The organism is Actinocatenispora thailandica (genome assembly GCF_016865425.1).
GTDB classification, from domain to species: Bacteria; Actinomycetota; Actinomycetes; order Mycobacteriales; family Micromonosporaceae; genus Actinocatenispora; species Actinocatenispora thailandica.
The window spans coordinates 7,224,767-7,250,915 of sequence record NZ_AP023355.1 but is presented as its reverse complement, the minus strand read 5'-3'; the positions used below and the strand labels follow the sequence as shown (position 1 = coordinate 7,250,915).

Sequence of the window (26,149 nt, the reverse complement as noted above, 5' to 3'; positions counted from 1 at the left end):
CGCCGCCCGCCGCCGGCCGTCCACCCGCGAACCCGGCACACGAACCGCCCGGCGAGCCGGCAGACGGGGCCTGCCTCCCCGGCCGAGGCTGCGGGCCAGCCGCTAGGTGTACTGACCACAGAGGTTGGTGACGGAAGCCACGGGCTGATGATCTTGAACAGGTGAGGGCCTTCCGGGTTCGGTGTGAAGCGACGAAACGACACACCAGACGATCCCAGGAAGGCCCTCGATGGTTCACGCTAACGCACCCTTGACACCGACAGGCAGGCTGCGTCTGGCTCGTGTGGTGGTCGAGGACGGGTGGCCGCTCCGGCGGGCCGCGGAACGCTTCCAGGTGTCGGTGACCACGGCCAAGCGGTGGGCCGACCGGTACCGCGAGACGGGCGAGCAGGGCATGCAGGACCGGTCCAGCCGCCCGCGCACCAGCCCGGCCCGGACACCGACCCGCACCGAACGCCGCATCATCAAGGTGCGTGTCCTGCGACGGTGGGGGCCGGCCCGTATCGGGTATCTGCTGGGCCTCAACCCCGCCACCGTGCACCGGGTCCTGACCCGCTACCGGCTGGCCCGCCTGACCCATCTGGATCGGGCCACCGGCCGGGTCGTGCGCCGCTACGAGCGTGACCGGCCCGGCGAGCTGGTGCATGTCGACATCAAGAAACTCGGCAACATCCCCGACGGCGGCGGACACAAGATCCTCGGACGTCAACAGGGGCGTAAGACCCGATCCGGCGCCGGCTACAGCTACCTGCACAACGCCGTCGACGACCACTCCCGCCTGGCCTACAGCGAGATCCTGCCCGACGAAACCCAACACACCGCCGTGGCGTTCTGGCAGCGCGCGCACACCTTCTTCACCCACGCCGGGATCACCGTCGAAGCCGTCCTGACCGACAACGGTTCCTGCTACAAGAGTCTCCTGTGGCGTGACACCCTTGCCGCGCAACAGATCTCCCACAAACGCACCCGCCCTTACCGGCCCCAAACCAACGGGAAAGTCGAACGGTTCAACCGCACCCTGCTCGACGAATGGGCCTACGCCCAGCCCTACCAGACCGAAACCGACCGCCGCGCCGCCTACCCAGCCTGGCTCCACACCTACAATCACCACCGCCGACACACCGCACTCGGCGGCCAACCCCCCGCCACCCGCGTCCCCAACCTCACAGGACAGAACAGCTAGGGCGTGTCTTCATGGCCAGCCACCCGGCTGCACCGAGGCGGAGCCATGAAGACACGCCCTAGTCGAGCGGCTCCGCGCCGAGCTTCTGCACCAGCAGCGACACCGCCCGGTCCTCGACACTGATCGGCTTGGGTGCGCTCGCCGGGTCGAACGGTTCGTCGGTCGGCTCGTCGCCGGGCGCGAACCCGTCCAGTGCTGTCGCCGCGCTTCGATCGGCCGCGGGCGCGGGTGGCGGCGTCGCGGCACCGCCGGGCACCGGGGTCGTGCCGCCGAGACTGACCGGTACCGGATCGTCCGGCGAGAAGTCGGTCGGTCCGTCCGGCAGCCAGTCGGGGGCGCTGGCCGGCCGCGGCATCGTCGCCACCGCACCGGCCGGTGTCGCGGCCACGGCCGCGGGCTCTCCCGGCCCCGGTGCGGTACGGACGGCGCTCGCAACCGGCCCGTTCCCGACCCCGACCCCGACCCCGGCTCCGGCTCCGGTTCCGGCGGACAGCGCACCGGGCTCGGCCGGGCCGGCGCCGTTCGGGGTGGATCCGACCGTCGCCGAACCGGTCGGCGCCGCACCGTTCGAGGACGGGGCCGCGGAGGGGCCGGTGCCGCCGTCCGGTTGGCCGGCCGGCGGCGCGGCGGGGCCACCCGGGCGGGTGATCTCGGGCCAGCCGCCGACCTCGCTCACCGGCGCCGCGGGCGTGGCCGGCGCAGTCGGCGGGGCCGACGCGGCCGGCGGGGTCGGCGCGGCGGCCGGCGGAGCGCTGCGTTGCGCTGCCGGCCGGCTCGACCCAGCCGGGTTGGCCTCGCACCGGATCCGCAGCCGGTGATGCAGCACGGTCTGCACCGCGTCTTGGATCACCGACGCCAGGCTGTCGTCGTTGAGTCGCGCCGCGGTACCCGCGTTCCGCGCCTTGAGCACCAGCGTGTCGCCGTCCAACGCGTACGGCCCGGCGTTCTGCCCGAGGATCGCCCACACCATCTGCCGCCGCCGCTTCACCTCGGCCAGGACGGCACTCCAGTGCGCCTCGACGGTGGCCAGGTCCACCTCGCCGGGCGCGGCGGGCACACCCGAGCCGGCGCCGGTCTGCGGCACACCGGCGGCGACCGGCGCGGGCGCCGTGGCCGGCGCAGCCGCTACGGACGCCGGAGCCGCGGTGGCCGGGCCGGACGCGGTGGATGGCGCGGCCGGCGCGGAAGGCGCGGCCGGGGTGGCGGTCGTGGGCGGCGCAGCCGGGGCGGGCGCGGACGGGCCCGTCGCCGACGCGGCGCTCGCCGGATCCGGAGCCGCGGGGCTCGCCGGCTCTGCCGGTGCGGTACGGACCGGGGCAGGCTCACCGGGCGCAGGTTCAGTCGGCGCCGGTGCGGTCGGCCGGGGTGCCGCGGCCTGCGCCGGCACCGCCGCCGCGGGCCCGGCCGGAGCGCCCTGGCCCGGCCCGGCCGCCAGTGGCACCGCGCCACCGGCGGTGATCCGCTGTTCCAGCGTTTCCAGACGTTGCAGCAGGTCGGCGGTGCTGTCGTCGCCGGGCAGCAGCATCCGGGCGCAGAGCACCTCCAGCACCAGCCGCGGCGAGGTGGCGCCGCGCATCGAGGCGAGCCCCTCGTGCAGGATGTCGGCCATCCGGGACAGCGTCGCCGGACCGAGCCGCCGCGCCTGCGCGGTGAGCCGGTCGACCTCGTCCGGCGGCACCGCGAGCAGGCCCTTGCCCGCGGCGTCCGGCACCTGGTTGAGCACGATCAGATCGCGCAGCCGTTCCAGCAGGTCGGAGGCGAACCGGCGGGGGTCGTGACCGGCCTCGACGACCCGGTCGACCGCGCCGAACAGGGCGCCGCCGTCGGAGGTGGCCAGCCCGTCGACCGCGGCGTCGATCAGCTCCACGTCGGTCACGCCGAGCAACGCGACCGCCCGCGGATAGCTCACCCCGGACTCGTCGGCGCCGGCCAGCAGCTGATCCATGATCGACTGGGAGTCGCGCACCGACCCACCGCCAGCGCGCACGACCAGCGGAAACACCGCCGGATCGACCTTGACGCCCTCCTTGGCGCAGACCGACTCCAGGTGCTCCCGCATCACCCCGGGCGGCACCAGTCGGAACGGGTAGTGGTGGGTCCGCGACTTGATCGTGCCGAGCACCTTGTCCGGTTCGGTGGTCGCGAACACGAACATGACGTATTCGGGCGGTTCCTCGACCAGCTTCAGCAGCGCGTTGAACCCGGCCGACGAGACCATGTGCGCCTCGTCGATGACGTACACCTTGTAGCGGCTGTTCACCGGTGCGAAGAACGCCTTCTCGCGCAGCTCGCGGGCGTCGTCGACACCACCGTGACTGGCCGCGTCGATCTCGATCACGTCGATCGAGCCCGGCCCGTCCGGCGCGAGCGCCCGGCACGAATCGCACTCGCCACACGGCTCCGGCGTCGGGCCCTTCTCGCAGTTGACCGAACGGGCCAGAATTCGGGCGCTGGACGTCTTGCCGCAGCCGCGCGGCCCGCTGAACAGGTAGGCGTGGTTCAGCTTGTCGTTGCGCAGCGCCGCCATCAGCGGCTCGGTGACCTGCTCCTGACCGAACACCTCGGCGAAGGTGCGCGGCCGATATTTCCGGTACAGCGCGATGTTGGGCACCGGCGTCTCGCCCCCTCTCCGAGACCCACTGCTGGCCCCGGAGCCGAAGTCTAGGTCAGCGCACCGACACCATCCGCCCGGCGCGGCCGGGTGGGTGACGGCGGGCCTCGCGGCGCCCGACACGGGCCGGCACGGGCCGGCCGGACGGCCGGGATGCGGGCACGAAAGGGCCCCCGTGCACCCGTGAGAGCTCGCGTACCCTTGCTGCCTTCCGGCCCTGGGGGAGTTGACGAGATGCACGCCGCACGAGGGGCTGGCGACTACTGTACAGGGCACGCGGCGGCCGAACCCACCCGCATCTGGCGCCTGTCGATACCGGCTGGGAACCTCCCCACGCGGACCGGTATCGTGTCCTGCGGAGGATTCGCCTAGTGGCCTAGGGCGCACGCTTGGAAAGCGTGTTGGGTTCACACCCTCACGAGTTCGAATCTCGTATCCTCCGCCGCCTGAACAGGCAAAACGTCGGGCCGGCACCCACCAGGTGCCGGCCCGACGTGCGTCCAGTCTCAGTTGCGGCCCTGCCGCGTACCGGGGTCCTCGGATCCCGCCGAGTGCCTGCAGGCCGAGTGCCCGGAAGCCGCGCGCCGTCAGTCGTGGTCGGGGGCGCCGGTGAGGTGGTGGTCGGCGGCGGCGAGGGCCTCCTCGACCAGGCGGCGGACGTGGCCGCCTTGCAGCGTGTACAGGGCTCGCCGGCCGTCGCGGCGGGCGCGCACCAGCCCGGCCAGCCGCAGCTTCGCGAGGTGCTGGGAGACCGCCGGTCGGGCTGCCCCGGTGGCTTCCACCAGGCTGGACACGTCCCGTTCCGCGGTACGGAGCAGCCAGGTCAGCCGCAGCCTGGTGGGGTCGGCGAGCATCCGCAGGGCGGTACTGGCGGCCTCGACCTGCTCGCCGGTGGGTAGCTGATGCACATGCTCGGCAGCTGCATCGTTGTCGCGTGCGTACATGAGCACATATTCTGGCCGGGCCAGGCAGCCACGTCCACTCATCCCGACAGGACACCGCATGTCCCGCCACCACCAGCACCCGTCCGGCGACCACGAACACGACAACGGACACCCCGGCCACCACGACCGGCACGACCGGCACGACAGTGGCGGGTGGGCGCACCGGATCCGGCACGCGATCACGCCGCACTCGCACGACTCGGCCGACAAGGTCGACTCGGCGATGCAGGCCAGCCGGGACGGGATGCGCGCGCTGTGGATCTCCCTCGCCGGGTTGGGGGCCACCGCGGTACTGCAGGCCGTGGTGGTCGTGATGTCCGGTTCGGTGGCCCTGCTGGGCGACACCCTGCACAACGTGGCCGACGCGTTGACCGCGGTTCCGCTCGGCCTGGCGTTCCTGGTCGGCCGCCGCGCCGCGAACCGGCGGTACACCTACGGGTACGGCCGGGCCGAGGACCTCGCGGGCATCGTCATCGTCGTGTTCGTCGCCGCTTCCGCCGCGCTGGCCTGCTACGAGGCCATCAGCCGGCTGCTGCGTCCGGCCCCGGTGCACAACCTGTGGGTGGTCGCGCTGGCCGCGGTGATCGGCTTCGCCGGCAACGAGCTGGTCGCCCGCTACCGGATCCGGGTCGGCCGGCGCATCGGTTCGGCCGCCCTGGTCGCCGACGGGCTGCACGCCCGCACCGACGGCTTCACCTCGCTCGCGGTACTGCTCGGCGCCGGTGGTGTCGCTCTCGGTTGGAACTGGGCCGATCCGGTGGTCGGGCTGGGCATCACGGTGGCCATCGTGTTCGTGCTGCGAGACGCCGCCCGCGAGATCTACCGCCGCCTGATGGACGCCGTGGATCCCGCGCTGGTCGACACCGCCGAAGCCACCCTCGGCGGCACTCCGGGCGTCCGCGGCGTCGACGCGCTGCGGCTGCGCTGGATCGGGCACACCCTGCACGCCGAAACGAACCTCACCGTCGATGCCGACCTGACCGTGAGCGACGCCCACACCATCGCGGTCGACGCCGAACACGCCCTGCTGCACGCCGTCCCGCGGCTCGCCGGGGTCACCATCCACACCGACCCCGCCACGGACGCCGACCCGCACCAACCCCTCGCCCACCACCGGTGACCCGGCAAGCGGCCCACGATCGGGCAGCCGAGGCGAAGCTGCTGCTGTTCGAGCACGCGTTCAGCCGCTGGCAGGTGGCCCGGGTCGATCTGAAGACCGATGCCCGCAACGTCCGGTCCCGGCGGGCCATCGAGGCCGTCGGCGGCCGGTTCGAGGGGGTACTGCGGAGCTGGTCGCGGTCGTGGGCGCCGGGTGAGGACGGACGGCTGCGCGACTCCGCGATCTTCTCCATCGTCGCCGCCGAGTGGCCGGACTGCCGGGCCCGGCTGATCGCCCGGCTGGCCGACCGCGGGGTGCACTGACCGCGGGGTGCACTGACCGCGGCGGCGACCCGGCCGTTACGGGGCGTGCAGCGGCGGGTGGGTGGCGGCGATCTTCTTGGGCACGCACATCCGCCAGGCGTCGAGCACGAGTTCGCGCATCTCGGGCACGTCGAGCTCGGACAGCCGCACCCGCACCCAGTTGAACCGTTCGTCGGAGGGCAGCGGCGGCAGGAACTTCGCCGGCTCGCCGGCCACCAGCGCGTCGCGCTCCTCCTTCGGACAACCGAACCCCATGATCGTCTCGTCCCGGGACAGCGACGCGTAGACGATGCTGCCGATCCGGAACTTGACCCGGTCGTACACCAGGGCCTCGGTGGTGCGGGGCAGCCGGGTCGCCCAGCTGCGTATGTCCTCGACGGTGACCATGCGTCCGGTCTACCCCCGGGCACCGACATTTCCGGGGACAATGGTGCGTGGCCCGTTGGGTACTGCACGTCGACCTGGACCAGTTCGTCGCGGCGGTGGAGATTCTGCGCCGGCCCGAGCTGCGCGGCCGGCCGGTGGTGGTCGGCGGGGACGGCGATCCGAGCCGGCGCGGCGTGGTGAGCACCGCGTCGTACCAGGCCCGGCGGTACGGGGTGCATTCCGGGCAGCCGTTGCGCACCGCGGCGCGGCTGTGCCCGGACGCGGTGTTCCTGCCGGTCGACCGGGAGGCGTACCAGGCGGCCTCGGCGACGGTGCTGGCCACCCTGCGCGGCGTCGACGCGGTCGTGCAGGTGCTGGGGTGGGACGAGGCGTTCCTTGCCGTGGACACCGACGATCCGGCGGAGCTCGCGGCGGAGATCCAGCGCCGGGTGCGCGCGGCGACCGCGCTGGACTGCACCGTCGGCATCGGTACCAACCGGATCCAGGCGAAGCTCGCCACCGGCTTCGGCAAGCCGGCCGGCATCTTCACCATCACCCCGGACACCTGGTACGAGCTGCTCGGCGACCGGCCGCCCGACGTGCTGTGGGGGATCGGCGCGAAGACCGCGAAACGGCTGGCCGGGCTGGGCATCACGACGGTGGCCGGGCTCGCCGGTACCGATCCGGGGGCGCTCGCCGCGGCGCTCGGCCCGGCGACCGGGCCGTGGCTGGTGCGGTTGGCCCGCGGCGAGGACGACGGGGTGGTGACCGACGCACCGCACGTACCGCGGTCCCGCAGCCGGGAGACCACGTACCAGGAGGATCTCGCGGACTGGGCGCGGGTGCGCGGGGAGGTGGCTCGGCTCGCCCGGCTGGTCGCCGCCGACGCGGGCGACCGGGCGGTGGAACGAGTGGTGGTCAAGGTTCGGTACGCGCCGTTTCGCACCCGCACGCACGGCCGTCAGCTGCCCCGGCCGACGGTCGACGCCGACCTGATCGAGCGGGCGGCGCTCGCCGCACTCGACGAGTTTCCCTCGGACCGCCCGGTCCGGCTGCTCGGCGTCCGCGCCGAGTTCCCCCGCTGACCTGGCACGGAAGTCGCGCGCACCGGCCCGGCCACCTCGGACAGCGGTTTCCCGGGTGCAGCGGAGACGAGGTCGAACTTGCCGTCGTGAAACTGTCTATTGTGGAAGGCAGTTGGTGGTGGCATGCGAATCGACCCGGATGGGTATGACGCCGGCATGCAGACACTCAATGTGGTGCTGTTGATCGCATCCGTACTGTTCCTGGTGCTGGGCGGAATCAGCTACAGCCACCGGCGGACCCGCAAGGTGCGCTGGGAATGGCTCGGCATCGCCTGCCTGGTCGCGACGATGCTGGTGACCAAGCTCGCCGCGCTGTTCTGATCCGCCCCACTCCCCTCCCGCCGGCACCGGCGTCGACAGCCGGTGCCGGCCACGCCGACCGCGCTCGGCGACCGCACCACCCCCGGAGGCACTCATGCTGCTGATCCACAACGAGGACGCGGGAACCACCGACGCCGAGTCGATCGAGACCGGCGAGAAGCTCATCGGTACGCCGGTCACCCGGGTCGCCGTCTCGGCCGGCGCCGCGCTCGACCGGATCCTCACCGAGCACGACGACGAGGACGTGGTCGTGGCCGGTGGCGACGGATCGCTGCACGCCCTGCTGCGCGCGCTGTACCGCCGGGGCGAGCTGGACCGGCGTCGCGTCGGCCTGCTACCCCTCGGTACCGGTAACGACTTCGCCCGCGGCAGCGGGATCCCGCTGGACGTGGCCGCGGCGGCGGGCATCGTCCGGGACGGCGTCACCCGCGCCGTGGACCTGATCGTGGACGACACCGACGACGTGGTGGTGAACGCGGCGCACATCGGGGTCGGTGCCGACGCCGCGGACAGCGCCCGCCCGCTCAAGCCGCACGTCGGCCCGGCCGCGTTCCCGATCGGTGCGGTCCTGGCCGGCCTGGTCCGGCCCGGCACCCGGCTGACCGTGGTCATCGACGGCCGTACCGTCACCCATCCGCGGCACCGCAACCTGATGGTGGCCGTCTCCAACGCGCCGACGATCGCCGGCGGCAGCGCGCTGCTCAGCCCGGACGCGTCGGTGCACGACGGCCGGATGCACGTGACGATCTCGCAGTCGACCGGGCCGCTCGCGCGGATCGGTTACGCGCTGCGGCTGCTGCACGGCCGGCACGTCGACTCCTCCGACGTGATCCACGGCCCGGCGGACCGGGTGCTGGTGGCCGGCGAACGGTTCCGGGTCAACGCGGACGGCGAGCTCTCCGAGCCGACCGTCAGCCGGTCCTGGCGGGTACTGCCGGGCGCCTGGCGCCTGTTCGTCCCGGCCGACCGTCCGACGGGCCGGCAGCCGGCGGCCGAAGCCGACGGGGAAGCTGATCCGACTGCGGAGGCGGAGGTCCAGCGGTGACCGCGATCCGGTGGCCGTGGCGGCACGCGCCCACCCACCACCGTCAGGTGCTGATGCGCCGCGTCGGCCGGGCGGGCTACGCCGCCTACGGGGCGATCCACCTGCTGGTCGCCTGGCTCGCGGTGCAGATCGCGTTCGGTGGCTCGGGCCGGTCGGCCGACGCCGGCGGCGCGCTCGCCACCCTGGCCGGCGCCGCGTTCGGCCGGGTACTGCTCGCGATCCTCACCGTGGGGCTGCTGCTGCTGACCCTGTGGCGGCTCGCCGAGGCCGTCTGGGGCGAACCCGGCCACGGCGACCATCCCGGCACGCAGCGGCGGCTGACGTCGATCGCGCAGGCGATCTGCTTCGCCGCGCTGACCGCGACCACGGCGCGGACGGTGCTGTCCGACCGCGCGCCGTCCAGCGGGCGCAGCGAGCAGCGGGCCACGTCGACCGCGCTGAGCCTGCCGGGCGGCCGGTTCCTGGTCGGCGCGATCGGCGTCGGGGTGGTCGCGCTCGGCATCGGCATGCTCTGCTACGGCCTGCTCCGCCGGTTCGAGCGCGCCATGCAACTGGACCGGCTGGGTCACCGGGCCCGGCGCGCGGTGCTTGCCGTCGGCGCGGTCGGGCACGTCGCCAAGGGCGTCGCGTACGGCATCGTCGGCGTGCTGCTGACCGTCTCGGCGGTCACCTACCAGCCGCACCACAGCCGCGGGCTGGATCAGGCGCTGCGGGTACTGGCCGGGCAGCCGCACGGCCGGGTGCTGCTGTGCCTGGTGGCCTTCGGGATCGGCTGCTTCGGCCTGCTGTGCTTCGTCCGCGCCCGCTACCAGCGACGCTGACCGACGCACGCCACCGGCGGCCGGGCCGGGTCAGGGGGCGCGTCGCCACCGGGCCGCCGCGAGTGCCGCGAGTGCCGCGAGCAGCAGTACCAGCCCGGTCGCGGCGACGAGCGCCGGCGGCAGCGGTGCCGCGGCGCCGGGCGCGCGGGTCGCGCCCATGACGTCGAGCAGCGGCAGGCCGTTCGCGATCGTGTACCACAGCGGCAGGTACACCGCCTGGAACAGCCGCTGGGTGCGGCCGATCGAGCCGAGCGCGAGCGCCAGCGAGGGAAGGAACACCGCGCCGCCCGCCCACGCCGCGACGCCGACCCCGTCACCGTGCCCGACCAGTACGGCCAGCGGCCCGGCACCGGTCGCCACCGTCACCGCGAGCCCGGCGCACCACTGCGCCAGCCGCCGCCGGTACGGCCGGGGCAGCGCGGCGAGCAGCCCGTCGGTGCCGTGCTCGGCGTCCCGGGTGCCGAGCCGGGACCAGAGCAGGATCGGCCACAGCCAGGCGATCGGCAGCGTCAGCCGGATCCCGCCGGTACCGGCGGCGATCCCGGCCACGACGATCGCCGCGGCGACCAGCCACCACCACCAGCGCATCCCGGCCAGCAGGATGCGCAGCTCACCCAGTACCAGCCGGGGCAGCACGACGCCGCCCGCCGTGGCCGCCGTCGTCGGCAACCCGCCGGCGTCCGGGACGGACCGGCCCCGCGCGGCCGTGGCGGCCGGGGCACCGGCGGATGCGGGAATCGGCACGGCAGCCGCGACGCCCGCGCCCGGGGGAGCCGCCGGGGCGCCCCGGAAACCGCCGGGCGGCATGGCGGGCGAGACGCGGGCAGGCGCGGCGGCACGGCGGGGGCGGCCCCGGGCCGGGTCGAAGCGCGGGAACCAGAACGCCGGGAGCAGCACCAGCACGATCGCGATCGCCACGAGGAGCAGCCGGGTACCGAGGAAACCAGCCGACGGCACGAAGCCGTGCCACTCGAAGGTCCGCAGTGGACTGTCCAGATAGGTCAGTCCGAGGCTGAAGTCGCCGTGCACCCGGGCGTGCTGCGCGACGAGATCGGCCCGGATCGAGTCGAGCGGTTGCTGCCAGCCCAGACCGCCGAGCGGGGCGTGCGCGCTCAGACCGCCCACCAGCAGTACCATCCAGGCGAAGAACCAGGCGACGTTGCCGATCCCACCGCGCAACACCGGCACCGTCTCGCTCACCAGGGCGAGCGAGCCCACGAGCACCAGCACCGGCAGCGCGAACACCAGGTACGGCAGCAGCAGGCCGACCGGATCGACCGCGCGCGACTCGCCACGGATCTGCTGCAGCGCAACGGCGGTGACAACCAACACGCCCAGCATGCTGGCGAACACCATGACGTTGCTGAGCAGCTTGCCGAGCAGGTATCCGGTGGTACGCAACGGGGTCGCGGCGAGCAGCCGACCGACCCCGGTGCGCTCGTCGCGCGCGATCCCGCCACGCACCACGTAGAAACCGGCAAACGACAGCCACAGCGCGCCGCCCATCGCGGTCGCGAGGCCGACGTAGTCGCTGCTGTAGCGGCCACGGTAGTCACCGATCTGCAGTACCGCCCAGTGCGCGCCGGCGCCGGGCAGGATCAGCCAGCCCAGCGCGACGGTCGCCGCGAGCGTCACCAGGAAGGCCGGTCGCCGCACCCGGTCCCGGAAGTCCGCGCCGGCCACCGCGAACACACCGCCGACCCAGGAACCCGACCGCACCGTCGAACGACCGCCGCCTCCGGGCACCGCCGCGCCGGCAAGCCCGGCAAGACCGGTCACGAAACCATCGCCGGCCTCGGGCGGCACCGTCGTTCCGCCACGCACGGCCGCCCACATCTGGCCAGCGCATCCAGGCGGCGTCACCGGACCAGCACTTCCGGGCGGTCCCGCCGGGTCGGCGCTGCCGGGCGGCCTCATCGGGTCACCGCCGCGGCCGGTTCGGCGCGGGCGACCGCCGCCAGGTACGCATCCTCCAGGTCCGGGTCGACCGCCGTCGCCGCGTCGAACGGCCGTACCGGGCACAGCAGCCGGACGAGCACCCCGTCGGCGCGGTGCGTCGTGCGGGTGACCCGGAACCGGGCCTGCACCTCGGGCAGCGCCTCGGCCGGCACCACGGCGGTCCACGCGTGACCGGTCACCGCGCCGATCAGCGCCTCCGGCGTACCGCGGGCGCGCAGCCGGCCGCCGGCCAGGATCGCGACGTCCCGGGCCACCGACTCCACGTCGGACACGATGTGGGTGGACAGGATCACCACCCGGTCGGTAGCGAGCTCGCTGAGCAGATTGCGGAACCTGACCCGTTCCTGCGGGTCGAGCCCGGCGGTCGGCTCGTCCACGATCAGCACCGCCGGGTCGCCGAGCAGCGCCTGCGCGATGCCGACCCGCCGCAGCATCCCACCGGAGTACGTGCCGAGCGGCCGCCGCGCCGCCTCGGTGAGGTTGACGGTGGCGAGCAGTTCGTCGATCCGGGCCCGCGCCGACCGGGCCCGCAGCCCCTTGGCGGCAGCCAGGTAGCGCAGGAACTCCCGCGCCGACAGCTTCGGGTAGCCGGTGAAGTCCTGCGGCAGGTAGCCGAGCGAGGTGCGCAACCCGTCCGGTCGGGCGACGACGTCGTGACCGCGGAACAGGATCCGGCCCGCGCTCGGCCGGGTCACGGTCGCCGCGATGCGCATCAGGCTCGACTTGCCGGCGCCGTTCGGGCCGAGCAGTCCGATCAGGCCGGCGTCCAGCCGCAGCGTCACGTCGTCGACCGCGCGCCGACCGCCCCGGTACACCTTGGTCACGCCGAGCAGTTCGAGCATCAGTGGCCGCCGGTCAGCTTGGTGGCGCGGCCGTTTCGCAGCACCCGGACGCCACGGGGCACGTCGACCTGGAACCGTACGTCGCACAGCGCAAGGCCGGTGCAGCCGGCGTCGATGTCGAGCGTGTGCCCAGTCAGCCGCCAGTGCGCGTGCGGGCTGCTGCCCGGCTTGTGCACGAACCACCGGGTGACCCGCACGTCCCGCCGGTCCACCGGTACCAGGTCGGTCGGCGTACCGTGCGCCACCACGTTCAGCGTGGTGCCGGAGAACGGGAACGTCCGGTGCTGCGGCCGCGCGTCCTTGGCGTCGATCGTGCAGCCGGCGGTCAGCAGGACACCGGCGGCGATCAGCGGCAGCGCGGCGAAACGAAGCGGGACAACGGTTGTCGGCAACGGAACCTCCAGGAACGCGACAGGTCCCTGCCAGCCTCCGCCGTCGCCGCGCACCGCACATCTGCCGTTCGGCAGATATCCGTCCACCCGCAGCGCCCCGCACCAGCCCGCGAAACACGCGGGCACGGCATGCCGCCACGGAAGGCACACGACGTCACGCAGGCCGACTCAACACGGCACGCCATCACCGAAGCCACGCGACATCGCGGGGCGCTCAGCGCGGCAGGCCGTCACCGCAGGCACGCGACGTCGCGGGGGCGGCTCAGCGCGGTAGCACGGCGTGTACCTGCCAGCCGTCGCCCTGGGGGCCCCAGCGCAACGTGCCGCCGAGCGCGTCCACCCGGGCCGCCAGGCCGGCGAGCCCGGTGCCGCCGTGCCCGTAACGGCCCGGTTCGCCCGGCCCGGCGCCACCACCGGGCCGGCGGCGCCGGTGCCCGCCGGTGTCGGTGACGGTGACCGCGATCGCGCCGGTACCGGACGGAGCGACGGTCACCGTGGCCTGGGCGCCGGCGGCGTGCCGGCGCACGTTGGTCAGCGCCTCGACGACGATCCGGTACCCGGTCTGCTGGGTAGTGTCCGCGACCGGGCCCAGCGCTTCGTCGAGCCTCAGCGTGGCACCGAACCGGTCGGTGACCTCGGTCAGGTCGGCGAACCGGTACAGCCGGCGCGGTGGCGTGCCGGTGCGCAGCGACGCGACGGTACGGTCCATCGAGTCCAGCGCGCGCACCCCGGCGGCCTCGACCCGGCCGAGCAGCTCCCGCATCTGGTCCGGCTGGTACGCCTGCTCCCACTGCGTGGCCTGCACCTCGACCACGATCCCGGTCAGCTCGTGGGCGACGAAGTCGTGCAGATCGGCCGCAACCGACAACCGTTGCGCCGCAAGCAGATCGTCGACCGCGCGGGCTCGCCGCACGGCGAGCAGGCGCAGGTAGAGGCCGAGTCCCGCGGCGCAGGCGGCCGGGAACATCGACAGCGCGCAGAGCAGTGCGACGGCCAGCGCGTCGCTGGCCGGATGCGCCAGCAGCGCCCGGATCGGCAGCAACACCACCGCCAGCGCGGTCGCCGGCCCGAGCAGCGCCGCCACCCGGCCGGGCGCGCTCCGGATCGTCCGGGTCACCAGTACCAGCAGCGCCAGGTACTCGGGCAGCGCCCACAGCACCGCGTAGTCCTGCGGACCGCGGTACGCGGCGTCGGCGGCGAACGACAGCGCGCAGGCGACCGCGACCGCGCCGAGCAGGAAGCGGCCCCGCCAGCGGACGAACGCCACGAACCCGGCCACCGCCGCGGGCAGCGCGACGAGCAGCGCGGCGCCCGCCTCGGTCTTCGCCAGCGGTACCGGCAGCAGCAGCACGACCGCGAGCGCGACGCCCGCGGCGAGCCGCACCCGGCCACGCCAGGCGGCCGCGGTCGTCGACCGCTCCGCGGCACCGTCCCCAGGGGCCGGTCGACCGGGATCGGTCACCGGACGTCCCGCGGCGACGGGTAGCCCATCTCCCAGGCGTGCAGCGCGATGCCGACCCGGTTGCGTACCCCGAGCTTGCGCTGGATGCTCGCCACGTGCGTCTTCACCGTGCCGGGCGAGATGTACAGCTCGCGGCCGATGTCGGCGTTGGTTCTCCCGGCGGCGACCTGCCCGGCGATCTCGATCTCCCGCTCGGTCAACGCCTCGCCCGCCGGACCGCCGCGCGCCGCCCGCCGTCCCCCGGCGGCACCGGCCGCGCCACCCTCGCCCACCGGGCCGTCTCCCGACCGACCACCGTGGACCCCGGTGCCGCCGAGTACCTGCCGCTCGCCCGCGGCGGGGCCGCCGGCACCGGTGACGTGGCGCAACAGCCGTACCGTGACGGACGGGCTGATCAGGCTGTCCCCGACCATCGCGGCCCGGACCGCCTCGATCAGCAGTGCCGGCCCGGACCGCTTCAGCAGGAATCCGGACGCGCCGAGCCGCAGCGCCGGGTACACGTACTCGTCCAGGTCGAACGTGGTGACCACGACCACCCGCACCGGCCGCGGCCCAGCGACCAGCCGGCGGGTCACCTCGATGCCGTCCAACCCGGGCATCCGGACGTCGACCAGCGCCACGTCCGGCGCCAGTCGGGCCGCCGCGTCGACCGCGGCCAGCCCGTCCGCCGCCTCGCCGACCACCTCGATGTCCGGCTCGCCGTCCAGGACGCGCCGCAGCCCGCGCCGCACGGCGGCCTGGTCGTCCGCGATCAGTACCCGAATCCCCACGCGAAGCCATGCTGCCACGTCCGGTGCCGCCACCCGTCGCGGAATGCGCCGGTCAGTGCCCGGCGACCAGCTCGTACGAGTGCAGCCGGGCGGCGTGGTCCCACGCCTGGGTGGTGACCATCAGCTCCTGCGCGCCGGTCCGGGCGACCAGCTCGGTCAGCTGCTCCGCGACCTGCTTCGGGTCGCCGACGACGGTGTGCTGGCCGCGCTGCTCCATCAGCTGCCGGTCCAGCGACGTGTACGGGTAGTTCGCGGCCTGTTCGGGGCTCGGCAGCGGGCCGGGCCGGCCGGTGCGCAGCTGCAGGAACGACAGCTCCTGGGAGCTTGCCATCCGGCGCGCCTCGTCCTCGGTGTCGGCGCAGAACACCGACACCCCGAGCATCACGTACGGCTCGGCCAGGTCCGGCGACGGCCGGAACGACGAGCGGTACAGCTCCACCGCCGGTACCGTGTTGTCGCCGGCGAAGTGGTGCGCGAACGAGAACGGCATGCCCAGCGCGCCGGCCAGCTGGGCGGAGTAGCCGGACGAGCCGAGCAGCCAGATCGGCGGTCGGTAGCCCCGGCCGGGCACCGCGGTGATCGACGCGTACGGGTGGTCGTCCGGGAACTCGCCGTCCAGGAAGCCGATCAGCTCGCCGAGCTGGCGCGGGAACTCGTCCGCCGCCGGGGAAGCGTCCCGCCGCAGCGCGTGCGCGGTGACCTGGTCGGTGCCGGGCGCGCGGCCCAGCCCCAGGTCGATCCGGCCGTCGTGCAGCGCGGACAGCATGCCGAACTGTTCGGCCACCACCAGCGGCGCGTGGTTGGGCAGCATCACGCCGCCGGAGCCGATCCGGATCCGTTCGGTCGCGCTGGCCAGGTGGCCGATCAGCACCGGCGGAGAGGAACTCGCGATGCCCGGCATGTTGTGGTGCTCGGCCACCCAGTACCGGTGGTAACCGAGCCGCTCCGCCAGTCGTACCAGCTCGACGCTGTTGCGCAACGCGTCGGCCGGCGTCGATCCGTCCGGTACCGGCGCCAGGTCCAGCACCGACAGTTTCACCTCGTCAGACACAGCCACGTGACCTGCAACGCCCGACGGCCCCGGCTGCTTCCCGGCCATCCCCGCCGGTAGGCGATGTCACAGACCGGCCGGGTCACAGACCGGCCGGATCGCGGCGCGGCCGGGTCGCGGCGCGGCCGGATCGCGGCGCGGATCACAGACCGGCCGGATCGCGGCGCGGCCGGGTCGCGGCCCTGTTGCGGCGCCCCTTTGCTCTGGGCACTCACCTGCACCACCGATGGTGCGCTGAAGTGCGCAGAGCAAAGGACAGCCAAGCAACACCCCTGGCGGGGCAGGGCCACGAGGGGCGCCAGCCGCGGCGCCCCGGGCCGGTGTCAGCTGGGAGTGGCGGCCAGCTCGGTGAGAATGCCCCGGGCGTGGCTGGTCAGGTACCACTCGTGCCGGTACGTGTCGGCGAAGCCGTCGCCGCCGACCGCCGCCGGCGCGATCTGGCTGGCGTGCGCGGCCATCGCGGCCCGCTTCGCGGCGAGTTCGGCGTCGGTCGCGCTCAGCCGCACCGGAATCTCGTACCCGGCGCGGCCGTAGTCGCCGGTGTGCCCGCTCGCCGCGTCGATCAGGTGGGTACCGCCGCGCCCGCGCAGGTGGTCCCGGTCGACGGTCGCCTCGTACGACACGGCACCGGTCATGGCCGCCGCGAGCGCGCCGATCCGGTGCACCGCAACGTGATCGGGGTGTCCGTAGATGCCTCGGTCGTCGTAGTGCAGCACGGTGTCGGCCCGTTCGGCGTCGATGACCTCGGCGAGCCGGCGGGCCAGCCGGTCGGTCCGGCCGCGGGCCAGTGCCCGCGGGTGCCGGGCCGACGGCCAGCCCATCATGCCGGAGTCGCGCCGGCCGAGCAGCACCAGCCGGGACACGCCGAGCAGCTCCGCGGCGGCCTCCAGCTCGGCCAGCCGGCGGCCGTGCACGGACTCGCCGGGCCGCAGCGGAGCGAGCTGTTCGCCGAGTTCCCCACCGGTGGCCATGACGAGGACCACCCGGGCGCCGCGGTCGGCGAGCCGGCGCATGGTGGCCGCGGTGAAGATCGCCTCGTCGTCGGGATGCGCGTGCAGGACGACGACGGCGCGGCCGGACAGGTCGGGCGCGGCCGGCGAACCGGTCAGCGCGGTACGGGCAGGGCGGGAGGCCGCGGTACGGGCAGGGCGGGAGGCACTGAGGGCCGAAGACATGGGTACGCTCACTGACTCGACGGGAGCCCGGCGACGACCGGGCGGGGCGCGGGAGATCAGCGGCAACAACACGGACACGCGGCGGCGGCAATCGGCGCGTGGCCGGTCGCGGTGCAGCGCAGGTCCGTCATGAACCGGGATTCTGCCACGCCCGCCGGTCACCCCGCCACGACACCCCGAACACGGTCCGCGATCCGGACGCCGTCTCGGAACGCCGCGACTGGTGACCCAGACCCGAGCCGCCACCCTCGAGTGGCGGCGCCCCGGCCAGCACGCCCGCCCCGCCCCGCGCCAACGGTCCAGCCAGCGCCGCCAGCCCCGGCCCGCCCCAGCGGTCCAGCCAGCGCCAGCCGGCTCGGCAAGCGCGGCCGACCGGCCAGCGCCAGCGGCGCGGCCAGCGCCAGCCGCAGCGCCGCCGGGCCGGCACGGCACGCTGGTGGCGCCGGCATCCACCGCGGCCGGTCAGGCGGCGGCGAGGATCCAGCGATGCCCGAACGGGTCCGCGATGCGGCCCATCCGGCCGTACTCGTGGTCGCTCAGCGGGAAGATCTCGGTACCGCCGGCGTCGATCGCCCGCTGCCAGACGGCGTCCACGTCGGGCAGCCGCAGCGTCAGGATCACCGAGACGGCGCCGTCCGGTGCGGGATCGACGTGGTCCGCGTCCTTGACGGCGAACTCGCTGCCGCCGATCGACAGGTCCGCGTGCACGATGCGCCCGTCGTCCCGGTAGCGGCTCAGCTCGGCGGCGTCGAAGGCGCGCTGGTAGTAGTCGATGGCGGCGGCCGCGTCGCGGACCGCCAGGGTCGGTGCGAGTGTGTTGTCCATGCCTGCCATGGTGCCGGCCGTGGACCTGCTGGTCTTGGAAAAACCCGACCGCTCAGCCAGGCGGCACCGGAAGGTGGTTGGGCGTCCGGGCCTCGCGCGGCCGGTACCGGGTGGGTGTCACCGAAGCGAACGCCCGGAAGTCGTGGATCAGGTGCGACTGGTCGACGTAGCCGTGCTCGGCGGCCAGCGCGGCCCAGTCGACCCCGGCGCGGCCGGCGACGGCCCGTGCGACCGCGCAGTCGGCGGCGACGCGCTGGAACCGGCGGATCCGGGCGTACCGCTTCGGGGTGTAGCCGGTGCGGGCGGCGAACCGGCGGGTCAGCCCCCGGTCGGTACGGCCCAGCCGGTCCGCGACGGTGGCCACCGGCAGGCCGCGTTCCAGCGCGGTCGCGGCGGCACCGACGAGCCGGTCCGGCCCGGCGAGCGGGTCACCGAGCCGGGCCAGCAGCAGCTCGGCGAGGGCCGCGAGCCGCCGGCGCGGCGTCGGGTATCCGCGCAGCCGCTCGGCGAGGGTGGCCCCGTCGCGGCCCCACACCTGGTCCAGCGGCAGGTCCACATCGGCCGCCGGGGTGCCGAAGAACGGGAAGCCGCCGCCGGGGCGGAAGCAGGCCCCGACGACCTGGCGCTGCTCGGCGGTGTCGATGCACACCGGCCCGGCGAGCGCCCCGGACACCGTCGCCGCGGGCATCCGGTGCACCCGGGCGAAGCCCGGACCGTCGTACCAGCGCTGCTCGTCCTCGGCGAGGTTGACGATCAGCTGCTGCCGCCCGGTCGGCAGCGCCAGTTCCAGCGCATCACCGAGCGGCTCGTCGTACCAGTAGAGCTTGGTGACGAACGGGGCGAGCGGGGCCGGTGGCGGCATCGTCAGCAGCATCGCCTGCCAGGTTACGGCGCCGGGTCAGCTCGCCGGGGCAAGCGGGCGGCGGTGGTCCTCGACCAGTTCCAGATCGGCCAGGTTGACCAGTTCGGCCACCTCGTCCACCGACCGGCACACCGCCACCTGGTAGCCGCTGTGTGACACGCGCAGCAGGTCGCGGGGCCGGCCGTCCTCGGCTGCGGTCCCGATCACGTGTTCGACGGTCCAGCGACCGTCCCTGCTGCGGTACATCGCCTTCGACGGTAAGCCGGATTCCTTGGCGTGGCCTGGAAAAACGGCCCCGATGTAACGGAGGAAACGGCCTCGGCGTTGCGCCGGCCACACTTCTGCCGGTCCGGGCAACCAACCCCGCCGTTCGGCCGAGTCGCCGACCAACCGAACGGGCCAATCCGGTCAGGGTTCCTGACAGAGCCGCGACGGCTGCGGGCAGCCGCCCTTCGCGGGATCGGCCGGGCATAGCGGGCATCGCCCGCCGCAGGTTCGGGCACCGCGGACCGCGGGCGCCGCGGGATCCGTCGGGCCCGGCGGGCGCCGCCCGACCGGCCGGGCCGGGGGAACGCCCGCGGCGGCTGTCGGACCCGGCTCCTACGATGCCATCATGCCGATGCCCGTTGCCGACCACCTCGCCACGCTGCGCGCCGAAGGCGAGCTGCTGGCCGCCGCCGCCGACGGCGCCGATCTCGCCGCGCCGGTGCCGACCTGTCCCGGCTGGACGCTCCGCGACCTGCTGCGACACATCGGCGGGATCCACCGCTGGGCCGGACATTTCGTCACGACCGGCCGCGCCGAGGCGTCCACCGACGAGCTCGACCGGGAGCTGATGGAGACCTGGGGTGCCGACGCCGATCTGGTCGACTGGTTCCGCGCCGGGCACGCCGCGCTGGTCACGGCGCTGGCCGAGGCACCCGATTCGTTGTCCTGCTGGACGTTTCTGCCGGCGCCGTCGCCGCGGGCGTTCTGGGCCCGGCGGCAGGCGCACGAGACGTCGATCCACCGGGTCGACGCGCAGTCCGCGGTCGGTCCGGTGACCGGGGTGGCACCGGAGTTCGGCGCCGACGGGCTGGACGAGCTGCTGCTGCGGTTCCTCACCCGGCGCCGGCACCGGTCGGACTGGGGTGCACCGAGCCGGCTGTCGCTGACCGCGACCGACGTCGACCGGCGCTGGCTGGTCGAGATCTCCACGGCCGGCGTCCGGACCGACGCCGACCCGACCGCGGCGGACTGCGCGGCGGCGGACTGCGCGATCACGGCGAGCGCGTCCGACCTGTACCACCTGATGTGGAACCGGCGGGAGCACACCGGCCTGGTCCTCGCCGGCGACCCCGAGGTGCTGGACCGCTGGCGCACCGCGATGACCGTCCGCTGGTCCTGACGCCCGACCGGTGTGCCGTGCCCGGACCGGCCGCGGGCGGTCAGCCGGCGAGGCCGACGACGAGGAACATGAACGCCATCCCCAGTACGGTCATGCCGAGGGTGAGGCGGCTGGGGTGCCGGGCGTGTGCCTCCGGCAGGATGTCGCTGGTCGCGATGTAGAGCAGGAAACCCGCGAAGAAGCCGAGATAGAGCCCCAGCACCGACTCCGGTACCCGCACGAACAGCGTCACGGTGGCCCCGAGCACCGGCGCCGCCGCGTCCAGGCACAGCAGGGTGAGCGCGCGGCGGCGGGCGTTGCCGTACAGCGAGGTGATGGTGAAGGTGTTGAAGCCGTCGGCGAAGTCGTGCGCGACGACGGCGATCGCGACGGTGGCGCCGATCGCGGTGCTGGCCTGGAAACCGAGGCCGATCCCGAGCCCGTCCATGAAGCTGTGCGCGACCAGCGCGGACGCGGCGAGTACCCCGACGGTCGGGTAGTGGTGGCCGTGCGGCTCGTACTCGTGCTCGTGCGCGCGGTGCAGCGCGGTGCCGCGCTCGATGACGTGCAGGGCGAGGAAGCCGGCGGCGAAGGTGATCATCACCGCGGGAACGCCGAGCACGTGGTAGGCGTTCTGCGCGAACATCTCCGGCAGCAGGTCGAAGGCGACCACGCCGAGCAGGACGCCCGCGGCGAGGCCGAGGATCAGGTGCAGCTTGTCCCGGGCCCGGAGCGCGACGAGGCCACCCGCGAGGGTGGCCACCAGGGACAACAGCGTGACGAGGACCGCCATGCCGCCCAGCATATTCGACAACGATTTTCTCTTTCACCGCGCCGCCCCGCGATCTCCATCACGCCCCGGAGACGACGGCGGCCCCCGAGAGACGACGACAACCCCTGGAGACGACGGCGGCCCGCCACCGAGACGGTGACGGGCCGGGTCGCGGCCGCCGGAGTCAGGCGAGTACGTCGGCGACCGCCCGGTACGGCAGGTCGTGCGCGGCGGCGACCGGCTCGTTGGTGAGCTGGCCGGCGTGCGTGTTGAGCCCCTGGGCGAGCGCCGGGTCGTCGGCGAGCGCGGCGCGCCAGCCCTTGTCCGCCAGCGCCACCGCGTACGGCATGGTCACGTTGGTGAGGGCGAACGTGGAGGTGTTCGGCACCGCGCCGGGCATGTTCGCGACGCAGTAGAAGATGCTGTCGTGCACCCGGTAGGTCGGGTCGGCGTGCGTGGTGGGACGCGAGTCCTCGAAGCAGCCGCCCTGGTCGATGGAGATGTCCACCAGCACGCTGCCCGGCCGCATCCGGGACACCAGCTCGTTGCTGACCAGCTTCGGCGCCTTGGCGCCCGGTACCAGCACCGCGCCGATCACCAGGTCGGCGTCGGTGACCGCCTTCTCCAGCTGGAACGCGTTCGAGGCGACGGTGTGGATCCGGCCCTCGTACAGGTGGTCCAGCTCGCGCAGCTTGTTCACGTTGAGGTCGAGCACGGTCACGTCGGCGCGCATGCCGACCGCGATCTCGATGGCGTTGCTGCCGGCGACGCCGGCGCCGAGCACGACGACCTTGGCCGGCGTGACCCCCGGTACGCCGCCGGGCAGCACGCCGCGGCCACCGGCGAACCGCATCAGGTGGTACGCGCCGACCTGCGGGGCGATCCGGCCGGCGACCTCGCTCATCGGGGCGAGCAGCGGCAGCGAGCGGTCGGCGAGCTGCACCGTCTCGTACGCCACCGAGGTGACCTTGCGGGAAAGCAGCGCGTCGGTGCACTCCCGGGACGCGGCGAGGTGCAGGTAGGTGAAGAGCAGCTGGCCCTCGCGCATCCGGTGGTACTCCTCGGCCACCGGCTCCTTGACCTTGAGCACCAGTTCCGCGTCGGCCCACACCGCGTCGGCGGTGTCACCGATCTTGGCGCCGGCGTGCAGGAACTCGTCGTCCGGGATGGAGGAGCCGACACCCGCGCCGCGCTCGACGACGACCTCGTGCCCGTGCGTCACCAGTTCGTGCACCCCGGCCGGGGTGATCGCGACCCGGAACTCGTTGTTCTTGACCTCGCGTGGAACGCCGACCTTCATGACGCACTGTCCTTCCGACTGCAGGCACCGTTGCCTGGGAGAGGTCGTGCGGATCGGGCTCGACCGACCTCTGCTTGATCTGATCACCGGTTCAACGACACGAGCCGTTGGTGGGTCGTCGAGTGGCGACCCCTCTGCGGTAATGGTCCGGCCTGAGGTGACCGTCGGTCATCGTTCCGGCGAAACGAGTCGGAGACCGATCGTTGTGCACCGAGCACAACTCAGCCGTGCAACCTGCCCGCATATAGCTGGATCTGTAGTGCCAAGCGCACGTCCGGTGCATCCAGGTCCACCGGGAGCGCAGCGCGCAGCCGGCGCATCCGGTAGCGGAAGGTGTTCGGATGTACGTGCAGCTGCCGGCTCGCCGCCGCCGGATCGGCCGGGTGCGCAAGGTAGGCCCGAAGCGTCTCGCCGTACCAGCCGCCGCGCGAGTCGTCGGTCGCGAGCAGCTGGCCGAGCGGCCCGATCGCGAGCAGGTCGGCGAGCGGCACCGCACCGGTGACCAGGTCGAGTACGGCGGCTGCCCAGGAGTCCTCGTGCGCGGCCACCGGCCCGGTGACGAAGCCGCGGTCGATCAGCCGGAGCAGCGCCGCGGCCTGCGCGGTCGAGCGGTGCAGCTCGCCGATCCGGTCGACCGGCCCGCCCGCGGCGACCCGGACGTCCGGTTCGGTACGCGCCAGTTCGGCGCCGAGCTTGGCCAGCCACGGCCAGGAGCCGGTGTCGCCGTGCTCGGTCACCACCGCGTACAGCCGGCCCTGGTACTCGGTGATCGCCGGGCGGCGCCAGCCCCGGCTGCGCCCGATCGACTCCCACAACGCCTGCAGCCGGTCCGCGTGCCGGGGCGTACCGGGCTGCGGATCGTCCGGCGCGGCCAGGTCCAGCGCGACCGCCCGGTACGGGCCGGGCGGCAGGGCGAGGTCCGCCGGGTCGTCCGCGCCGGTACCGGACAGGGCGGCACGCAGCCGGTCGGCGGCGACCCGGCGGGCCACGTCGGCGGCGGCGCGCACCCGCAGCAGGTGCAGCGCCACCACGCTGGCGGTGTCGGCGAACGCCTGGACCCGCTCCTCCGGCGGCCGTTCCGGCACCAGCGCCCAGATCGAACCGAGCAGCTGCCCGGACAGCCGTACCGGGACGATCAGCCGGGGCATCGTCCCGTCCGGCTGCCCGGGTACGAAGATGGGCTCCGACCCGCTGCCGAGCCGGCGGAACACCCCGCGGGAGCGGAACTGGCGCAGCACGTCGGCGGGCACCCGGCGGCCGACGATGGTGGACAGCCGGGCGGCGTCGGCCTGCTCCTGCCGCTTCGAGTACGCCAGCACCCGGGAGAACTCGTCCTCGATGGTGACCGGCGCGTCGATCACCGCGGCGGCGGCGTCGGCCAGGGTGAACAGGTCCTGGAACGCCGGCGAGTCGACCGAGCCGGCGGGGGCGCCGACGGTACCGGTGTCGACCAGGCTGCGCAGCAGCCACACCACCTGCGCCCAGGACACCTGCCGGCGGGCGGTCACCAGCGGCAGCCGCAGCTCCCGGGCCCGCTTCCGTACCTCGGGTTCGCGCGCGACGGGGGGCCGCAGCAGCAGCGCGGCGGCGCCCCGGTCGGCGCACCGGGCCAGCACCGCGAGCGCCGCCGGCACGTCGTGTACCGCGACGCCGAGGACCAGGTCGCCGGGGTGGATGCGGTCCACGTCGGACGGGTCGGGATCGGCGACGACGACATCCCGCACGCCGGGATCGGTACCGACCTCGACGGGTTCGAGCAGCCCGGGGCCGAGCGCGTCGAGCACCCACCGCAGCCCGATCACCGCGCCTCCCCCGCCGTCGTCGTGGCACCCATTCTGTCCCCGTACCCCCGTGTACCGGCCGGCGAGCCGGGTAGCCGGTGTGGCGAGCGCGACGGTTGAACCGGCCGCCGAGCGGGTAATCTGGAGTTGTTCCAGATAAGGCCCGGTCCAGCCGGGTACCTGGAGGTCCGGTGGAAGGGGGCTTTCCGCCGCACCTCCGACGACCACAAGGGGGAGAGACCATGGCAGCCGTCACCGGCCCGCTGTCCGACGAGGCACGCAAGGTCACCGGCGATGCCCTGCAGTCGGCACTGGTCGACCTGATCGACCTGTCGCTGTCGGCGAAGCAGGCGCACTGGAACCTGATCGGCCCGCACTTCCGGTCGCTGCACCTGCAGCTCGACGACGTCGTCGACATCGCCCGCAAGCACATGGACATCGTCGCCGAACGCGCCGTCGCGATCGGCGTCAACCCGGACGGGCGCGCCGAAACGGTCGCCAAATCGGCGCACGCCAAGCAGCTGCCCGACGGGTACGTGCAGGACCGCGACGTGATCGAGTTCTTCACCGGCCTGCTCGCCGAGGTCGTGCAGCGGTTCCGGACCCGGGTGCGCGACACCGACGAGGCCGACCCGGTCACCCAGGACCTGCTGATCGCGGCGACCCAGGACCTGGAACAGCAGCACTGGATGATCCAGGCTCAGCAATAGCCGGCACCGGCGGCCCGACAGCTGCGTCGGGCCGCCGCCGTCCGGGTGGGGTCAGCCGTCGAAGGCGGCGCCGGCGGCGGTCGGGTCACCCGCTGCGATCGCCCGGTAGATCTCGGCGTGCCGCTCGTACAGGCCGGGCGGCGGTACCGCGTCGGCCGAGTCCGGCCGGTCCGGCCAGATCAGCTGGGCCTTGCGCAACGCGCCGACCACCCCGGACCGCAGCAGGGTCAGCGCCGGGCTGTCCGCCGCCGCGACCATCGCGTCGTGGAACTCCTCGTGCGCGGTCAGCACGGCGTTCGGCCGGTCGTCCCGCATCCCCTCCAGCGCCTGCCGCAGCGCGGCGCGCTGGGCCGGGTCGGCGTGCGTCGCCGCCTCCCGCGCGGCCTGCCGGTCGAGCGCGTCGAGCGCGGTGAACATCGACTCCGCCGGCAGCCCGGAGAACGTCACCGCCACGCCGAGGGTTCGGGTGAGCGCCTGCGGGTTCAGCGCCTCCACGTAGGTACCGGAGCCGGAGCGGCGGCGCAGGATGCCGGCCGACTCCAGGAAGCGCAACCGGTCCCGGAGCGCGGTCCGGCTGACCCCGAGGTGGGTGGCAAGCTCGCGCTCGGCCGGCAGCCGCTCGCCGGGCCGGATCTCCCGGATGATGGCGGCGAGCCGCATCGCGAGCGGATCTGCCAGCGCGTCCGGTGGATCGGCGAGCGGCCCGTCACCCGTGTACCCGTAGCTCATGGCCCGCATTGTTCCGCGTACTGCGCGGATGTGCGGCCCCGGTACGGCAGGTTTGACCGAATCTTGCCCCGCCCGGCCGGCCGACCCCGGACTCGCGGGCGCGGGATCGGATGCGACGAGGCCGCATCGGCGAGCGATGCGGCCTCGGAACGCAAGCCCGGGCGGACCCACGACCGCGGAAAGTCTCTGTCTTCCCCCGTCGTGCAGCCCGCCCGGCTGCCGGTGTCTCGCCCCCCTGGCCGGTGCCACCCCCCAGTTGCGCCGGCCGCAAGACACCCTGGTCGTCGCGATTCATTCCCGTCGATCGGTACGACCACCTACAAGGTTGGTAGCACCGCGCATGGTTGTCAAGAGT

General features: G+C 74.0%; 26 protein-coding genes, 1 tRNA gene and 1 other RNA gene. 10 read left to right on the top strand and 18 right to left on the bottom strand.

Annotation, left to right across the window (positions count from 1 at the left end; all coding sequences use genetic code 11):
* Nucleotides 1-229 precede the first annotated feature (229 nt).
* Entirely contained in the window at nucleotides 230-1,183 is a 954-nt protein-coding gene (locus Athai_RS32890) for an IS481 family transposase (RefSeq protein WP_203965075.1), read from the top strand.
* Nucleotides 1,184-1,241: 58 nt separating this feature from the next.
* On the opposite strand, the gene Athai_RS32885 is transcribed toward Athai_RS32890, so the two are convergent.
* Both Athai_RS32885 and ffs read right to left on the bottom strand, forming a co-directional pair.
* Nucleotides 1,242-3,794: a DNA polymerase III subunit gamma and tau gene (locus tag Athai_RS32885; protein ID WP_239157308.1), complete on the bottom strand. Its 2,553-nt coding sequence runs from the start codon at nucleotides 3,792-3,794 to the stop codon at nucleotides 1,242-1,244.
* Between the two features lie 164 nt (nucleotides 3,795-3,958).
* Nucleotides 3,959-4,049: signal recognition particle sRNA small type (gene ffs, locus Athai_RS32880), an RNA gene on the bottom strand.
* 102 nt (nucleotides 4,050-4,151) lie between these two features.
* Between ffs and Athai_RS32875 the strand changes: the two genes are divergently transcribed.
* A tRNA-Ser gene (locus Athai_RS32875) sits at nucleotides 4,152-4,236 on the top strand.
* A 145-nt stretch (nucleotides 4,237-4,381) separates the two neighbouring features.
* Here the strand turns inward: Athai_RS32875 and Athai_RS32870 are convergent.
* Nucleotides 4,382-4,738, bottom strand: a complete 357-nt coding sequence (locus Athai_RS32870; protein ID WP_203965074.1) for an ArsR/SmtB family transcription factor — start codon at nucleotides 4,736-4,738, stop codon at nucleotides 4,382-4,384.
* A 58-nt stretch (nucleotides 4,739-4,796) separates the two neighbouring features.
* Between Athai_RS32870 and Athai_RS32865 the strand changes: the two genes are divergently transcribed.
* Together Athai_RS32865 and Athai_RS32860 are read left to right on the top strand one after the other, a co-directional pair.
* The gene (locus Athai_RS32865) at nucleotides 4,797-5,858 is read left to right on the top strand and encodes a cation diffusion facilitator family transporter (protein WP_203965073.1); all 1,062 of its coding nucleotides are present in this window, start codon (nucleotides 4,797-4,799) and stop codon (nucleotides 5,856-5,858) included.
* Nucleotides 5,855-6,160 carry a GNAT family N-acetyltransferase gene (locus tag Athai_RS32860; RefSeq protein ID WP_203965072.1) on the top strand — a complete coding sequence of 102 codons (306 nt, stop codon included), beginning with the start codon at nucleotides 5,855-5,857 and terminating at the stop codon, nucleotides 6,158-6,160. The genes Athai_RS32865 and Athai_RS32860 overlap by 4 nt, the downstream gene beginning before the upstream one ends.
* 36 nt (nucleotides 6,161-6,196) lie before the next feature.
* Here Athai_RS32860 and Athai_RS32855 read toward each other — a convergent pair whose 3' ends face one another.
* Nucleotides 6,197-6,547 carry an MmcQ/YjbR family DNA-binding protein gene (locus tag Athai_RS32855; protein WP_203965071.1) on the bottom strand — a complete coding sequence of 117 codons (351 nt, stop codon included), beginning with the start codon at nucleotides 6,545-6,547 and terminating at the stop codon, nucleotides 6,197-6,199.
* A 47-nt stretch (nucleotides 6,548-6,594) separates the two neighbouring features.
* Between Athai_RS32855 and Athai_RS32850 the strand changes: the two genes are divergently transcribed.
* The 4 genes from Athai_RS32850 to Athai_RS32835 all read left to right on the top strand — a co-directional run bounded on the left by Athai_RS32850 (nucleotide 6,595) and on the right by Athai_RS32835 (nucleotide 9,798).
* Nucleotides 6,595-7,611 (top strand): DNA polymerase IV, encoded by a 1,017-nt coding sequence (locus Athai_RS32850; RefSeq protein ID WP_203965070.1) that lies wholly within the window; start codon nucleotides 6,595-6,597, stop codon nucleotides 7,609-7,611.
* Nucleotides 7,612-7,767: 156 nt separating this feature from the next.
* On the top strand, nucleotides 7,768-7,932 hold the full coding sequence (locus tag Athai_RS32845; RefSeq protein WP_203965069.1) for a hypothetical protein: 165 nt from the start codon (nucleotides 7,768-7,770) through the stop codon (nucleotides 7,930-7,932).
* 94 nt (nucleotides 7,933-8,026) lie between these two features.
* Nucleotides 8,027-8,977: a diacylglycerol/lipid kinase family protein gene (locus Athai_RS32840; RefSeq protein WP_203965068.1), complete on the top strand. Its 951-nt coding sequence runs from the start codon at nucleotides 8,027-8,029 to the stop codon at nucleotides 8,975-8,977.
* Nucleotides 8,974-9,798 (top strand): DUF1206 domain-containing protein, encoded by an 825-nt coding sequence (locus tag Athai_RS32835; RefSeq protein ID WP_203965067.1) that lies wholly within the window; start codon nucleotides 8,974-8,976, stop codon nucleotides 9,796-9,798. Before Athai_RS32840 ends, Athai_RS32835 begins: the two co-directional genes overlap by 4 nt.
* Before the next feature lie 30 nt (nucleotides 9,799-9,828).
* Here the strand turns inward: Athai_RS32835 and Athai_RS32830 are convergent, their stop codons facing one another.
* From Athai_RS32830 to Athai_RS32780, 10 genes are all read right to left on the bottom strand, one after another.
* Nucleotides 9,829-11,577, bottom strand: a complete 1,749-nt coding sequence (locus tag Athai_RS32830; RefSeq protein WP_203965066.1) for an ABC transporter permease — start codon at nucleotides 11,575-11,577, stop codon at nucleotides 9,829-9,831.
* A 134-nt stretch (nucleotides 11,578-11,711) separates the two neighbouring features.
* A complete protein-coding gene (locus Athai_RS32825) occupies nucleotides 11,712-12,599 on the bottom strand; it encodes an ABC transporter ATP-binding protein (RefSeq protein WP_203965065.1) in 888 nt (295 codons plus the stop codon).
* Nucleotides 12,599-12,991, bottom strand: a complete 393-nt coding sequence (locus Athai_RS32820) for a hypothetical protein (protein ID WP_203965064.1) — start codon at nucleotides 12,989-12,991, stop codon at nucleotides 12,599-12,601. Before Athai_RS32820 ends, Athai_RS32825 begins: the two co-directional genes overlap by 1 nt.
* Before the next feature lie 262 nt (nucleotides 12,992-13,253).
* Entirely contained in the window at nucleotides 13,254-14,453 is a 1,200-nt protein-coding gene (locus Athai_RS32815) for a sensor histidine kinase (protein ID WP_203965063.1), read from the bottom strand.
* Entirely contained in the window at nucleotides 14,450-15,223 is a 774-nt protein-coding gene (locus Athai_RS32805; protein WP_239157307.1) for a response regulator transcription factor, read from the bottom strand. The genes Athai_RS32815 and Athai_RS32805 overlap by 4 nt, the downstream gene beginning before the upstream one ends.
* A 52-nt stretch (nucleotides 15,224-15,275) precedes the next feature.
* Nucleotides 15,276-16,274 (bottom strand): LLM class flavin-dependent oxidoreductase, encoded by a 999-nt coding sequence (locus tag Athai_RS32800; protein WP_239157306.1) that lies wholly within the window; start codon nucleotides 16,272-16,274, stop codon nucleotides 15,276-15,278.
* A 323-nt stretch (nucleotides 16,275-16,597) separates the two neighbouring features.
* Nucleotides 16,598-17,449, bottom strand: a complete 852-nt coding sequence (locus tag Athai_RS32795; RefSeq protein ID WP_203965060.1) for a PIG-L family deacetylase — start codon at nucleotides 17,447-17,449, stop codon at nucleotides 16,598-16,600.
* A 462-nt stretch (nucleotides 17,450-17,911) separates the two neighbouring features.
* Complete coding sequence (locus Athai_RS32790) at nucleotides 17,912-18,274, bottom strand: VOC family protein (RefSeq protein WP_203965059.1); 363 nt, start codon at nucleotides 18,272-18,274, stop codon at nucleotides 17,912-17,914.
* 52 nt (nucleotides 18,275-18,326) lie between these two features.
* Nucleotides 18,327-19,148, bottom strand: coding sequence for a helix-turn-helix domain-containing protein (locus Athai_RS32785; RefSeq protein WP_203965058.1), 822 nt, complete (start codon nucleotides 19,146-19,148; stop codon nucleotides 18,327-18,329).
* Between the two features lie 24 nt (nucleotides 19,149-19,172).
* Nucleotides 19,173-19,382, bottom strand: a complete 210-nt coding sequence (locus Athai_RS32780; protein WP_203965057.1) for a hypothetical protein — start codon at nucleotides 19,380-19,382, stop codon at nucleotides 19,173-19,175.
* 367 nt (nucleotides 19,383-19,749) lie between these two features.
* Here Athai_RS32780 and Athai_RS32775 point away from each other — a divergent pair, with 367 nt between their 5' ends.
* The gene (locus Athai_RS32775; protein WP_203965056.1) at nucleotides 19,750-20,523 is read left to right on the top strand and encodes a maleylpyruvate isomerase family mycothiol-dependent enzyme; all 774 of its coding nucleotides are present in this window, start codon (nucleotides 19,750-19,752) and stop codon (nucleotides 20,521-20,523) included.
* 40 nt (nucleotides 20,524-20,563) lie between these two features.
* On the opposite strand, the gene Athai_RS32770 is transcribed toward Athai_RS32775, so the two are convergent.
* The 3 genes from Athai_RS32770 to Athai_RS32760 form a co-directional block, all read right to left on the bottom strand.
* Nucleotides 20,564-21,295 (bottom strand): ZIP family metal transporter, encoded by a 732-nt coding sequence (locus tag Athai_RS32770; protein ID WP_203965055.1) that lies wholly within the window; start codon nucleotides 21,293-21,295, stop codon nucleotides 20,564-20,566.
* Between the two features lie 163 nt (nucleotides 21,296-21,458).
* Nucleotides 21,459-22,574 (bottom strand): alanine dehydrogenase, encoded by a 1,116-nt coding sequence (gene ald / locus Athai_RS32765; RefSeq protein ID WP_203965054.1) that lies wholly within the window; start codon nucleotides 22,572-22,574, stop codon nucleotides 21,459-21,461.
* 221 nt (nucleotides 22,575-22,795) lie between these two features.
* Nucleotides 22,796-24,376, bottom strand: a complete 1,581-nt coding sequence (locus Athai_RS32760) for a helix-turn-helix domain-containing protein (protein ID WP_203965053.1) — start codon at nucleotides 24,374-24,376, stop codon at nucleotides 22,796-22,798.
* 221 nt (nucleotides 24,377-24,597) lie between these two features.
* Between Athai_RS32760 and Athai_RS32755 the strand changes: the two genes are divergently transcribed.
* On the top strand, nucleotides 24,598-25,065 hold the full coding sequence (locus Athai_RS32755; protein WP_203965052.1) for a Dps family protein: 468 nt from the start codon (nucleotides 24,598-24,600) through the stop codon (nucleotides 25,063-25,065).
* 51 nt (nucleotides 25,066-25,116) lie between these two features.
* Here Athai_RS32755 and Athai_RS32750 read toward each other — a convergent pair whose 3' ends face one another.
* Nucleotides 25,117-25,794, bottom strand: coding sequence for a FadR/GntR family transcriptional regulator (locus Athai_RS32750; protein ID WP_203965051.1), 678 nt, complete (start codon nucleotides 25,792-25,794; stop codon nucleotides 25,117-25,119).
* Nucleotides 25,795-26,149: the final 355 nt, after the last annotated feature.